Annotated in this window: 10 protein-coding genes and 1 pseudogene; 5 read left to right on the top strand and 6 right to left on the bottom strand. The window is 66.3% G+C overall.

Annotated elements, in window-relative coordinates; translation table 11 throughout:
• From JJL56_RS31980 to JJL56_RS31970, 3 genes are all read left to right on the top strand, one after another.
• On the top strand, positions 1-445 hold a 445-nt coding region (locus tag JJL56_RS31980), incomplete at its 5' end, for an HpcH/HpaI aldolase/citrate lyase family protein (protein ID WP_247891366.1).
• 118 nt (positions 446-563) lie between these two features.
• Entirely contained in the window at positions 564-2273 is a 1710-nt protein-coding gene (locus JJL56_RS31975; RefSeq protein WP_345772665.1) for an arylsulfatase, read from the top strand.
• A 63-nt stretch (positions 2274-2336) separates the two neighbouring features.
• Complete coding sequence (locus tag JJL56_RS31970) at positions 2337-3386, top strand: formylglycine-generating enzyme family protein (protein WP_200487812.1); 1050 nt, start codon at positions 2337-2339, stop codon at positions 3384-3386.
• Between the two features lie 135 nt (positions 3387-3521).
• Here JJL56_RS31970 and JJL56_RS31965 read toward each other — a convergent pair whose 3' ends face one another.
• Genes JJL56_RS31965 through JJL56_RS31950 form a run of 4 tightly spaced genes read right to left on the bottom strand, consistent with a single transcriptional unit; the run spans position 3522 to position 7844 of the window.
• Positions 3522-5120, bottom strand: a complete 1599-nt coding sequence (locus JJL56_RS31965) for a gamma-glutamyltransferase family protein (protein WP_200487811.1) — start codon at positions 5118-5120, stop codon at positions 3522-3524.
• A 55-nt stretch (positions 5121-5175) separates the two neighbouring features.
• Positions 5176-6198, bottom strand: a complete 1023-nt coding sequence (locus JJL56_RS31960; protein ID WP_200487810.1) for an ABC transporter substrate-binding protein — start codon at positions 6196-6198, stop codon at positions 5176-5178.
• Between the two features lie 26 nt (positions 6199-6224).
• A complete protein-coding gene (locus JJL56_RS31955; protein ID WP_109069117.1) occupies positions 6225-6998 on the bottom strand; it encodes an ABC transporter permease in 774 nt (257 codons plus the stop codon).
• A gap of 3 nt (positions 6999-7001) precedes the next feature.
• A complete protein-coding gene (locus tag JJL56_RS31950; RefSeq protein ID WP_200487809.1) occupies positions 7002-7844 on the bottom strand; it encodes an ABC transporter ATP-binding protein in 843 nt (280 codons plus the stop codon).
• A gap of 233 nt (positions 7845-8077) precedes the next feature.
• Here JJL56_RS31950 and JJL56_RS31945 point away from each other — a divergent pair, with 233 nt between their 5' ends.
• The gene (locus tag JJL56_RS31945; protein ID WP_200487808.1) at positions 8078-8782 is read left to right on the top strand and encodes a GntR family transcriptional regulator; all 705 of its coding nucleotides are present in this window, start codon (positions 8078-8080) and stop codon (positions 8780-8782) included.
• Positions 8783-8814: 32 nt separating this feature from the next.
• On the opposite strand, the gene JJL56_RS31940 is transcribed toward JJL56_RS31945, so the two are convergent.
• Positions 8815-9213 (bottom strand): nuclear transport factor 2-like protein, encoded by a 399-nt coding sequence (locus tag JJL56_RS31940; RefSeq protein WP_200487807.1) that lies wholly within the window; start codon positions 9211-9213, stop codon positions 8815-8817.
• Positions 9214-9292: 79 nt separating this feature from the next.
• Here JJL56_RS31940 and JJL56_RS31935 point away from each other — a divergent pair, with 79 nt between their 5' ends.
• The gene (locus JJL56_RS31935; RefSeq protein ID WP_200487806.1) at positions 9293-10528 is read left to right on the top strand and encodes an amidohydrolase family protein; all 1236 of its coding nucleotides are present in this window, start codon (positions 9293-9295) and stop codon (positions 10526-10528) included.
• Positions 10529-10877: 349 nt separating this feature from the next.
• Here JJL56_RS31935 and JJL56_RS31930 read toward each other — a convergent pair.
• A pseudogene (locus JJL56_RS31930) lies at positions 10878-11993 on the bottom strand (IS701 family transposase); the annotation flags it as partial.
• Between the last annotated feature and the right edge of the window lie 202 nt (positions 11994-12195).

Raw genomic sequence — 12195 nt, 5'->3', positions numbered from 1 at the left:
TGACACGAACCTGAACCAAGCTTATTCCAACCGCAAATCTGTCCGGGAAACGGGGACCAGCTCACTTCTGTACGGTCGATCGCGGGTCGTCCATGCCGCCGCGCGGGCTGGCATCCCGGCCATCGACATGCCCTTCGTCGAGGTGCGCGACGCCGACGGGTGCCGCGCCGAGGCGCAACGCACCCTGGCCTTGGGCTTCACGGCGAAGATGGCCATCCATCCGAGCCAGGTTCCCACCATCAACGAAGCCTACACACCGACACCGGACGAGGTCGCCGAAGCCGAGCGGATCGTCACGGCCTGGAAGGACGCTCCGGACGGCGTCATTCAAGTCGAGGGGAAAATGGTCGAGCGCCCGATCGTGCTCGCCATGCGACGCACGCTGGCCCGCGCGCAGGCTCCCGAACGCGCATCCACATCGACGCGGCACGGTGATGCCGCCTGACGATCCTGCGGCTGGCGTGGGCCGGCCTGCAAGGGCGTACTTTAAAATTAGAAAGAGGGGGGAAGAGGCAATGCGCAGATCCGCATCATTCCGGACGAGGCTGGCGCTGGAAGCCATTGTGGCGGCGACCGCCAGCGCCGTTCTGGCGTGCCCATCCATGGCGGCGGACGTCCGGACGGGTGCCGGCCCGTCGGGGGGCGGCAATCGCCCCAACATCCTGCTGATCCTTGCCGACGATCTGGGCTATTCGGACATCGGTGCGTTCGGCGGCGAGATCCAGACGCCCAATCTCGACGCCCTGGCGCGCTCCGGTCTCCAACTGACCAACTTCCATGTGTCGCCGGCCTGTTCGCCGACGCGGGCCATGCTGATGGCCGGCACCGACAATCATGTGGCCGGACTGGGCACGATGGCGGAACTGCCGACGCCCGAGCAGAAAGGAAAAGCGGGCTACGAGGGCACCCTCGGCACCAACGTCGTGCCGTTCCCGGAACTGCTGCGCGACGCGGGCTATCACACCTACATGGCCGGGAAGTGGCACCTGGGCATGACGGAAGAGCTCAGCCCTCCGGCGCGCGGCTTCGAACAGTCCTACGCCATGCTCCAAGGCGGGGCGGGGTTCTTCGACCAGACCGGCAACGCGCCGCCGCCTGACGGCAAGGGCACGACCAAGGCGCGCTACCGCGAGAACGGCAAGCCGGCCGAACTGCCGAAGATCGAGTACACGACAAATTTCTACACGGACAAGGTCATCGAATACATCGGCAGCAACAAGGCCGATGGGAAGCCCTTCTTTGCCTATGCGGCGTACACGGCGCCGCACTTCCCCCTGCAGGCGCCCGACCACCTCATCGAGAAGTACAAGGACACGTACAAAGCGGGATACGAGGTCATCCGGAACGAGCGCTTCAAGCGCATGCAGGCAGCAGGGCTGATCCCGGCCAACATGACGCCGTCCGAGCCGCCCGCGCTCTGGCCGAAATGGGAGCAGCTTTCCCAGCAGCAAAAGGATGTTGAAGCGCGCCGGATGGCGGTTTACGCGGCCATGGTCGATTCCCTGGACCAGAACATCGGCCGGCTCGTGTCCTACCTGAAGGAGATCGGCGCGTTCGACAACACCATCATCGTCTTCCTGTCCGACAACGGCGCCGAGGGGAACGACATTCTGGACCTTGTCCCCGCCACGTGGGTCGAGGAAACCTTCGACAACAGCCTGGACAACATCGGACGTCCGGGCTCCTACGTCGGCTATGGGCCGGGGTGGGGCCATGTGAGCGCCGCCCCCTTCCGCCTTTTCAAGGCGTTCCCGACCGAGGGCGGCGTGCGCTCACCGACCATCATCTCGTACCCCAAGCTGGCGCATCGCGGAAAGATCGATGGCCAGATCTCCTCGGTGATGGATCTGGCGCCGACCTTCCTGGAGGCCGCCGGGGTCGAGCATCCCGGAAGCAGCTACAACGGCCGCGCCGTTCATGCCATGCAGGGAACCTCCCTCTGGTCCTATCTGAACGGCCGGTCCGATCGCGTCCACCCGAAGGATTACGTGTTGGGGATGGAGCTGTTCGGGCGGGCCTCCGTCAAGAAGGGCGACTGGAAGCTGGTCTGGGTGAACAAGCCGTGGGGAACCGGCGGGTGGGAACTCTACAATCTTGCCGATGATCCCGGCGAGACCCGCAACCTCATCGACGCCCAGCCGGAGAAAGCCAAAGAAATGATGGCCTCCTGGGATGAGTACCGGGAGAAGAACGGTGTGATCTTCGATGAGAAGATCGCCGGCCAGCTCCAATACAGCAATGGCACGCGCTACTACCAGGAGCTTGAGTGGTAAGCGACGCGGCATCGGCGGCCGGCCATGACCGGGAAGCGGTCGATCGCAAGGAAAGACAGACTCATGGCCTACAAAAGCGCAGTCTTCATCACGGCACTGGTGACGGCCGGCGTTGGTGCTGCCGCGGGACCGGTGATGCTCGCCTGGCCCGCTCAGGCCCCAGCCATGCCAAACCTCGCGCAGGATGCGCTGTGCGACGGTTCCGTCGCGACCCCCGGCACGAAGGAGGCGCCTCCCGGCATGGTGTGGATTCCGGGAGGGGAAACCCGGATCGGTTCCGACCAGCACTACCGCGAGGAAGGACCGGTGACGCGGGTGAGCGTCGATGGCTTCTGGATGGACCGGACCGAGGTCACGAACGCCCAGTTCCGCCGGTTTGTCGAAGCGACGGGGTATGCCACCGAGGCGGAACGCGTCGTGGACGGACCCGGCGCCGGTTCGCGGCGGCCGGCCGGCTCCGTGGTCTTCGTCGATCCGACCTCCCAGGCCGGGACAAGCGACACGTGGTGGCAACTGGTTCCCGAAGCGAACTGGCGCCATCCGGAGGGGCCCGGCAGCGACATCAAGGGCCGGGAGAACCACCCCGTGGTGCATGTCACGTACAACGATGCCGTCGCGTATGCGCGATGGCTCGGCAGGGAACTCCCCACCGAGGCGCAGTGGGAACACGCGGCCCGGGGCGGGCTGGATGGCGCGCCATACGCCTGGGGCGGCGAGTTCACGCCTCAGGGCGTGGCGCTGGCCAACACGTGGCAGGGGTATTTCCCGGTCCAGAACACGCGAGGCGACGGCTATCTGGCGACCGCCCCCGTGGGCTGCTTCGCAGCGAACGGTTACGGGCTGCGGGACATGATCGGCAACGTTTGGGAATGGACGTCGGATTGGTATCGGCCGCGGCATGACGGTCTGGGGGGCGTCAACCCGACCGGTCCCCGGCAGGAGGACAGCTACGATCCCCGGCAGCCGGGGGTTCCCAGCCGGGTCATCAAAGGCGGTTCCTTCCTCTGTGCGCAGAACTTCTGCCAGCGCTACCGGCCGGCGTCACGCCATCCGCAGGAGGTCGGCCTCGGAGCAAGCCATCTGGGGTTCCGGACCGTGCTGACTGTCCGGTAGCGGCGGTCCACGGACGTGAACCGCCACACGACCGGCGGCGCGCCGGCATCTCCTCGACCGTTCGCACCGCCGTGGCGGGATCGAAACGCGTCGTCATGGGCGCCCTGGGCCGATCCCGTCCGCCATCGGTCAGCCTCACCTGGGCGGCGAAATGACCACGGAGTTGAAGGACGAATGCGCTTGGGATCGAAGCGCGTTGCCTTCGCCACGCGGATCATGGGCGCCGGACATGGTGCCTGCATCGGCGAGGCGGATGGCCCCGGCTTGGCCGAAGATCGGCGACAGGGCAGGAAGGGACGCCACCTCATGCCCCAGGGCGGCGAGGTTTCCAATCGCGGCCCCGCCCAGGGACGCCTCGATCTTGAGGCTGTCGCGGCTGTCGGAAAACGTCCTTCCCAGAAGGAAGCGTGGCTGGGCGAGCGCCTCCTCGGGCGTCATGCCGTAATCGATCAAACCGGTGAGCAGAACGGAAAGAGTCTGCGGCTGGCCGTCCGCACCCTGGGTGCCGTAGAGAAGGTGGGGCTCCTCATTCTTGAGGGCGATGCCGGGGTTCAGGGTGTAGAAGGGCCGCTTGCCGGGCTTGATCGCGTTGCGGTCGCCGGGAACGGTCGAGAATGCCGCGCCACGGTTCTGCCAGAGGACGCCGGTATCGCCGACCAGGACACCGCTGCCCCAGTCGAAATAGGTGCTCTGCAGGACACTCGCGCAACGCCCCTGCTCGTCGGTTGCGGCGAAGAAGACCGTGTCGCCATGGCGGTAGGGATGGGGCCAGGCCAGGGCGCGCGCCGTGTCAATGGCCTCGGCCTTCCCGGCCAGACGCTGCGGGTCGAGAAAATCCCAGGGTGGTGGCTCGGAACCATCGGGGTCGGCGATGAGCGGCCGATCCAAGAAGGCCTGCTTCACCGCCTCGACCAACAGGTGGTAACGGAGCGGGCTTGCGGGGGGCAGGGCCGCCAGATCGAAGTGGGAGAGGATGCCCATGATCGCCAGCGTGGAAAGGCCTTGCGTCGGCGCCGGCGGGGCCAGCAGGGTCAGTCCGCGGTAGTCCAAGCCGACGGGAGCCTCCTCCCGCGTCCGGGTCGCCGCCAGATCCGCGGCACCCAGAGGAGAGCCCGCGGCAGCCAATCCCTCGGCCAGTTGCCGTCCGAGCCGCCCGTCATAGAAGGACCGGTAGCCGTCCTCGGCCAGCAGGGAGAGGCTGCGGGCGAGACCGGGCTGCTTGAAGAGTTCACCGGGGACGGCGCTGAAATGATCCGCGAAGCGTCCCCAGTGCGGGATCTCGTCGCGCCGGAAATCGAACCAGAAATGTTGCGAGCGGGCGGGGATGTAGCCGTCCCGGGCCAGGGCGATGGCGGGGGCGATGAGGGCGGCGAAGGGTTGGGCGCCGCCCCATTGATTCGCGCTGTAGGCCAGCGCACGACCCCAGCTGTCGACCGCGCAGGCCGAGGTGACGGTCGAGGCGGGGCCACGCAGAGGGATCGCGGCATCATAGGCGGGAAGACGGCCCGCCGCCTGTCCGATGCCGAGGAAACAGCGTTGCCGTCCTTGCCGGTCCGCCACCAGCCAGATGGCATCGCCGCCGATCCCGCAGAAATGCGGCATGACGACGGACAGGCTGGCGGCGATGGCGACCGCCGCTTCGATGGCGGTGCCGCCCCTCGCCAGGACGGCGGCCCCGGCCTCGGATGCCAGGGGGTGCGGGCTGGTGACCATTCCCGGCCGGGCGACGTTCATCTATTCCCCCATGCGCAAAGCCCGGCCGCGGTTCCGACCGGGCTGTCTTCGGCGATCAGTTGGCCTTGTAGGCGAGCTTGCGGTCGGCCAACTGCGGCAGGAACTGACGGGTGAAGACCTGTTCCGGCTTGGGCGTGGCGGTCAGCTGATAGCCTTCGACCATGATGCCGATCGAGCGGGCGAGGCGCGCGTCGTCCACATCGCCAAGGCCGATCCGGTCGACTTCGGGCGACAGGATGAGCTGCTCGTAGGAGAACTTCATGCGGGCGCGTTCAAGCTCTTCCTTGGCCAGATTGTCATAGGCAAGGACCGCCTTCACCCCGGCCTCGGCATCCACGCCGATCTCCACCGCCGCCTTGTTAACCGCGCGGACGAGGCCGGCGACGGCGTCCGGGTTCTCCTTGATCAGCTTCTGGGAGACCATCATGCCGTTGGAATAGAGGTCGAGGCCGAATTCGCCGAACAGCAGCCAGTTGTAGTCCTTGGCGGGGTCCTGACGGTTGTTGATCAGGTTGAACCAGCTGGTGATGCTGAAGACCAGGGCGCCGTCGATGTCGCCCTTGATCAGCATCGGCTCCTGCAGGTTCGGCCCCATGTTCTCGATGGCGACCTTGGTCATATCGACCTTGTTGAGCGTGCCGAGCACGGTGACGAGGCGGGTGGTCGGGGTGCCCTGGGCGCCGCCCAGCTTCTTGCCGACGAGATCGGCGGGCTTGGTGATGTTGGTCGTCTTCTTCGAGACGATCGCGAAGGGCGGCTTGTTCCAAAGCTGATAGACCATGACCGGCACCTCGCCGGGGCGGGTCGCCGCGTTCTGGATGATCGCGTTGATGTCGCCGAAGCCGGCGTCGTAGGCACCCGACATGATGCGGGTCACGGTGGCCGCCGACCCTTCGCCCTGGTCGATGGTGACATTCAGCCCTTCGGCCTTGAAGTAGCCCTTCTGCTGCGCCAGCAGGAAGGGAGCGTCGGAGCCCTGGGTCTTCCAGCCGAGCGTGAACTTGATGTTGGTTTCGGCCAACGCCGGCCCGCTCAGACAAAGACCGAGAGCAAGCGTCGAGAGAAGCTTTTTCAACATGGTAGGCTCCGTTTCGGGGTGACGGTTCAGGCGGAAGCAAAGCCCTGCCGACGGGAGGCCCAGCCGGTGACGCGCGCCTCGACAAGCGAGAAGGCGACGTAGAGCAGGATGCCGAGGGCGGCGAGCAGGAAGAGGCCGGCGAAGACCAGCGGCACATCGAAGTTCGAGGAGGCCGTCATCATCACGTTGCCGATGCCCTTGTTGGAGGCGACGGTTTCCGACAGCACGCTGCCGACGAAGGCGAAGGTGACGGCGATCTTCAGCGAGGCGAAGAAGAAGGGCATGGTGCGGGGCAGCCCGACGTTCCAAAGGATGTCGAGCTTGCTGGCCCCGAGCGACTTCAGGACGTCCTCCAGTTCCGGCTCGGTGGTGGCAAGGCCGGTCGCGATGTTGACGACGATCGGGAAGAAGCACATCGCGAGCGCGGTGAGGATGGCCGGCGTCGCGCCCGATCCGAACCACAGCACGAAGATCGGCACCACGGCGACCTTGGGGATCGAGGAAAAGCCGATCAGCAGGGGATAGACCGTGTCGTAGGCGGTGCGGGAGACGCCGATGGCCGCCCCGATGACCACCCCGACGGTGACGCCCAGGATGAAGCCGATCATCGTGGTCCAGAGGGTCTGCAGCACATGGGGCCAGAGGATGCCGAGGCGGTCGACCAGCGTCGCGAAGACCTGGCTCGGCCGGGGGAGGACCAGATCGGAGACCTGAAGGGCAAGGCAGAGGAATTCCCAGGCCGCGAAGAAGCCGAGGATGAGAATGGCGGCCCAGAGGCGACGGCGCAGTTCGTAGCTCATGGCTCAGGCTCCGCGGATGGCGGTGTCGGTGCGCGCGTCGATGATGAGGTCGCGCAGGCGCTGGTTGAGGGCGACGAAATCGGAATCGAAGGTCATCTGGATCGTGCGCGGGCGGGGGAAATCGACGGCGCTGTCATCGATGATGCGGCCGGGGCGGGCGCTCATCACGCAGACGCGCGAGGCGAGGAAACCCGCTTCCTTCAGGTCGTGGGTGATGAGCAGGACGGTGGGTTTGCGCTTCAGCCACAGGGACTGCATCGTCCCCCACAGTTCCTCGCGCGTGAACTGATCGAGGGCGCCGAACGGCTCGTCGAGCAAAAGCAGGCTCGGCTCATGGACGAGGGCGCGGCAGAGGTTCGCGCGCTGCAGCATCCCGCCCGACAGCTGCCAGGGATAATGGCCGGCGAACTTGTCGAGCCCGACATCGGCCAGCAGGGCATGCACCCGGTCGCGATACTCCGTCTTGCGCTTGGCGCGGTAGTCGGAGCGGAAGGGCCGCACGATCTTCAGCGGCAGCATTACGTTCCGCTCGATGGTGAGCCAGGGCAGCATGGTCGGATTCTGGAAGGCCATGCCGATGCGCAGGGCCTTGGCCCCCACCTCGCGCCCGCCGACGAGGACGGCCCCCTGGGTCGGGTGCAGCAAGCCGGCCGTCAGCCGCAGGATCGTGGACTTCCCGCAGCCCGACGGGCCGACCAGAGCGACAAATTCGCCTTCGGCGATCCGAAGGTTCGTCTCCTGCAGGGCTGAGACGGCCTTCCCCGGCTTGCCGAATGAAACGGAGGCTTGCGAAAGCTCGACGGCGATGGAAGAGCGGCCTTGCTGGATGGCTTGGGATGGGGACATGCGGCGCACCTCGTGACGGACTGATGAACTGTATGCAACAGGTGCGCCAACTTTCGGGGCGGGCCGCACTCCAGGTCAGGGGTGACAGGCTTTTGGCGAGAAAAAGTGTGTACAATTTTTGTATGCACTTCATTTGTGCAGGGTGGTGAGGCGGTTGCATTCAAATGCGGCACTTGGCGAGTTGAATTCCCGCCTGACCTCCCTTATGCAGAGCGGGGTAGGAGAGGGCGGTGATGGTCGAGGAAAAGCGTTCGAGGAAAACCGGAGGCGACCGTGTCGCGGTGATCTGCACAGCCTTGCGGCGCGCGATCATCGAGCGGGCGCTTTCGCCGGGGGACCGGCTGCCGGAGGATTCGCTGGGCGAGCGCTTCGGCGTCAGCCGGACCATCGCCCGCAGCGCGCTCGGGCAGTTGGCGGCGGAAGGCCTCGTCGATCTGCGCCGGAACCGCATCGCCGTGGTCGCCGTGCCATCCTTCGAGGACGCGCGGGACATCTTCGACATCCGGGTCGATCTCGAGCGTCAGGTGGTCCGGCATCTGGCCGGCAAGCTGACCGAGGCCCAGGTGAAACAGCTGAAAGCCATCGTCGAAGCCGAACATCAGGCCCGGCATGGCGCCGAGGGGATTTCGATCCGCCTTGCGACGGAATTCCATGTCCGGCTGGCGGAAATGACCGGCAAGCCCGTTCTGATCCGCTATGTGACGGAGATCTGCTACCGCGCGGGGTTGTCGCTGGCGGTCTTCAGCCGGCCCCATTCGTCCGAATGCGCGGTCAACGAGCATCTGGAACTGATCGAGGCGATCCGGACCGGCCCCGCCGACAAGGCCTGCGCCCTCATGGATGAGCATTTGGAGGCCGTGGCCTCCCGCGCACTGCTGAAAAGCTCGGGCGCCAGGAGCCGCGACCTCATGGATATCCTGGCGCCCTACACCGAGTAAGAGCGCCGGGATATCCAGGTCAGCGGGTCAGATCAGCGGGCGCAGGAGGGATCGAGGATCCATTCGGCGCTGTCGTTCCAGACATCGGTTTCGACGATCAGCCCGTCCCGCACCACGAAGCGGTCGACATAGCGGTTGTTGTCGAAGGGCGTGCCGTCCGGCCAGGCGCCGTACAGGTAGCCCAGGCTGTAGACGATGGTTTCCGTCTCGCCCGGCACCACGTCATAGCGCTCGATCCGCTTCTTCACCCATTTGTAGCGGGCGGCGTTGAAGCCGGTCGGCCCGTTCGGCGTATCGAAAACGCGATGCCCGGTGAAGCGGCAGATGAAGCCCGGGGCCACATGTTTCGCCGCGCGCACGGGATCGGGAGCCATGGAGGCATCCAGATAATCCTTTACGGCTTGCAGATCGCGTTCGGTCATCTCGCTCATTGGGAACTCCGCAAGTGTGGTCACGATGGCATCGAAAGTGCATACGATTTATGCATGCAAATGTCACGCCGGATCTGAGATGACGCAGAACCAGATTTTCGACCTTCTCTTGCGCAACGCCCGCCTGAGGGGAGGGCAAGGCCTGCAGGATATCGCGGTCAGGCAAGGCCGGATCGCCGCCATCGGCCCTGCCTTGGCCGGCACGGCCGTCGTGGAGGAGGACGCCGGCGGGCATCTCGCCCTGCCGGGGCTGGTCGATACGCACATCCATCTCGACAAATCTTGCCTGCTCTGCCGGTGCCGCGATGCCGGCGGCGGACTGAAGGGGGCAATCGCCGCGGTTTCCCGCCTGAAAAGGGATTTCACGATCGAGGATGTCTACGAGCGCGGTGCCCGCACCCTGGAGCGCGCGATCACGCAGGGCACCATGCACATGCGGTCCCATGTGGAACTCGATCCGCTGGTTGGCCTGCGCAGTTTCGAGGCAATGAAGCGGCTCAAGCGGGATTATGCCTTCGCCATCGATCTGTCGATCTGCGTCTTCCCGCAGGAGGGGATGACCCATGATCCGGCGGTCGAACGGCTGCTGGCCCAGGCCTTGGCGGAGGGGGCCGACCTCCTGGGCGGCTGCCCTTACACCGATGCCGATCCTTCGCTGCAGATGGAGCGGATCTTCGCGCTGGCGGTGGCGCACAACGTCGATCTCGATTTCCATCTGGATTTCGATCTCGATCCCAGTTGGTCCCATCTCGAGGAGATCTGCCGGAGGACGATGGTGGCGGGGTGGCAGGGGCGGGTCACCGTCGGCCATGCCACCAAGCTTGCGGCCATCGACGATGCCGCGCTGGAGCGGATGATCGCCCTCCTGGCCGATGCCGGCGTGGGGGTGACGGCCTTGCCCGCGACGGATCTCTATCTCAACGGGCGCGATGTCGACCATCGGGCTCCGCGCGGGGTGGCGCCGGTTCATCGGCTGGCGGAAGGCGGCGTTACCGTCTCGGTCGCGACCAACAATGTCCTGAATCCCTTCACGCCCTTTGGCGACGGCTCGCTGATCCGGATGGGCAATCTCTATGCGAACCTCATGCATCTGGGGCCTGAAAGCTTCGGCGATTGCCTCGATATGATCTCGACCGGGGCCGCCCGACTGATGCGGATTGCGGATTATGGTATTGCGGTCGGCGGACAGGCGGACCTGATCGTGCTCGATGCCGATGACGAGGCCGACGCCTTCGGCGGAATAGCCGCGCCCCTCATGGGGTTCAAGCGTGGTCGCAAGAGCTTTGTTAGACCTGCCGCAATGCTGGTGAGGTAGCGGGCGCCCCCGCTACCAGCAAGCAGGGATACGAGCTTGCCGAGCTCCGTTGCGCGGGCAGAAGCCGCGGCGATGGCGCGGGTCCCCAGTCCCGTCAAGACCGGTTCAGCCTGGAGGATTTTGACCGCCTCGATGGTGGTGCCGCCGGGCGAACAGGCCCTAATACTACAGCCGGCCTCTGTCGGTTCGGGTGCGGCGTTTCCAATGAGAGCGCCGCGCCCGCTGCTGGTGACGTCTTCGCCAGAGCGACCAGGCAATAACGGTGGCGGGTTTTGGGGTCGGAGGGGCGAGCAGCCGGTGGAGCAGGCGACGGATCTCCGGCACGGTCAAGGGCAGAAGTTCGTCTGCCAAGCCGGCCGGGTCCTTTCCCCCCGATGGCCGCCGTGCGCACGACGGTGAGAAACGCCAACGCCAGCATCGCCAAGGTGATGTGCCGGTGCCAGCCGGTCCACGAGCGCACCTCGTACTGATCCAGCCCAACCTCGCCCTTGGCCAGTTCGAAGCCGCTCTCGATCGTCCAGCGCGTGCCGGCCACGCGCACCAGCTCCTTCAGCGCCGTCCCAGCCGGGGCGAAGGTGAAGTAGAAGGTGAGGTCCCCATCCGCCAAGCGGCGCCGGATCAGCAAGCCCTTGCCCCACCCCTCCGGGGCGCCGCGAAACGGCAGGTGCGCCCAGTCGTACAGCCGTGGCCCCTTGGAGCCATCGCCGGCGCTGAGCCGATGCCAGCCGTCCGCCGGCACCTCCTCGACCCAATCGCTCACCGTGCCCGGAAACAGCCGCTGGCCGCTGGTGACCGCCAACACGTAGCCGATCCGGCGCCGGACCAAGGCTTGGCGCAGCACGCTGTCGGCGCCGTACACGCTGTCGGCGGCGACCCAGGCGCACGGCACGCCAGCGTCCAGCGCGCGCTCCAGCATTGCCAAGCCGAGCTTCGGCTTGGTGGCGAACGCCACCGCCTCGGGCACCCAGGCGGCGCGGCGGCGCTCCTCGTCGCCGGCCCAGGCCTGCGGCAGGTACAAGGCGCGGTCGATCAGGGCATGGCCGAGCCGGCCGGCGTAGCCGAGGAAGACGCCGATCTGGCAGTTCTCGATGCGCCCGGCGGTGCCGGAGTACTGGCGCTGCACGCCAACCGAGCGCGTGCCCTTCTTCACGAAGCCGGTTTCGTCGAGCACCAGGACCGCCTGGGAATCCCCCAGATGCTCGACCACGTAGCCACGCAGGTCGTCGCGCACGGCCTCGGCGTCCCAGCGCATGCGCGCCAGGAAGTCCTGCACGCCGTCCGGGCTGGCGTCGCCGGCGACCTCGGCCAACTGCCAGCCGTTCTTGCGCTCCACCGGCGCCAGCAGACCGGCCAAGTACTGGCGCGCCCGCCGGCGCGCTTCCGGCCGGCAAAACCGCGGCGCGATCCGCTCCGCCAGCGCGTCCAGGGCTCCATCCCAGCCCACTGCGTCGGCAACCGTCGTCATGCTCGGCATCCTCTCACAGAATGCCAACCTCAACAGCCGCCAACACAGATGATCCCGGCTGTAGTATTAGCGGTCTCCAGTGGTACGGCGTCGCTGGCGTTAAGCCTGATGGCTGTGAGCTATGTTGGAGATTGGGTAACGGGCCGATCAGGCGGCGTTCTGTGACGCGGCTTCAGTGACCTCGATGCCGTCGCGGAATGTG

It is taken from the genome of Azospirillum aestuarii (assembly GCF_016632405.1).
In the GTDB taxonomy this organism is placed as follows: Bacteria; Pseudomonadota; Alphaproteobacteria; order Azospirillales; family Azospirillaceae; genus Azospirillum; species Azospirillum aestuarii.
Note: the sequence above shows the minus strand (reverse complement) of the source record. Positions and strands in the feature narration are given on the sequence as shown.

What these genes read in the sequence shown, in the direction of transcription:
- JJL56_RS31945 (WP_200487808.1), top strand. Translation starts at nt 8,078, where the DNA reads ATGGTCGAGGAAAAGCGTTCGAGGAAAACCGGAGGCGACCGTGTCGCG.
- JJL56_RS31970 (WP_200487812.1), top strand. Translation starts at nt 2,337, where the DNA reads ATGGCCTACAAAAGCGCAGTCTTCATCACGGCACTGGTGACGGCCGGC.
- JJL56_RS31940 (WP_200487807.1), bottom strand. Translation starts at nt 9,213, where the DNA reads ATGAGCGAGATGACCGAACGCGATCTGCAAGCCGTAAAGGATTATCTG.
- JJL56_RS31955 (WP_109069117.1), bottom strand. Translation starts at nt 6,998, where the DNA reads ATGAGCTACGAACTGCGCCGTCGCCTCTGGGCCGCCATTCTCATCCTC.
- JJL56_RS31965 (WP_200487811.1), bottom strand. Translation starts at nt 5,120, where the DNA reads ATGAACGTCGCCCGGCCGGGAATGGTCACCAGCCCGCACCCCCTGGCA.
- JJL56_RS31950 (WP_200487809.1), bottom strand. Translation starts at nt 7,844, where the DNA reads ATGTCCCCATCCCAAGCCATCCAGCAAGGCCGCTCTTCCATCGCCGTC.
- JJL56_RS31960 (WP_200487810.1), bottom strand. Translation starts at nt 6,198, where the DNA reads ATGTTGAAAAAGCTTCTCTCGACGCTTGCTCTCGGTCTTTGTCTGAGC.
- JJL56_RS31935 (WP_200487806.1), top strand. Translation starts at nt 9,293, where the DNA reads ATGACGCAGAACCAGATTTTCGACCTTCTCTTGCGCAACGCCCGCCTG.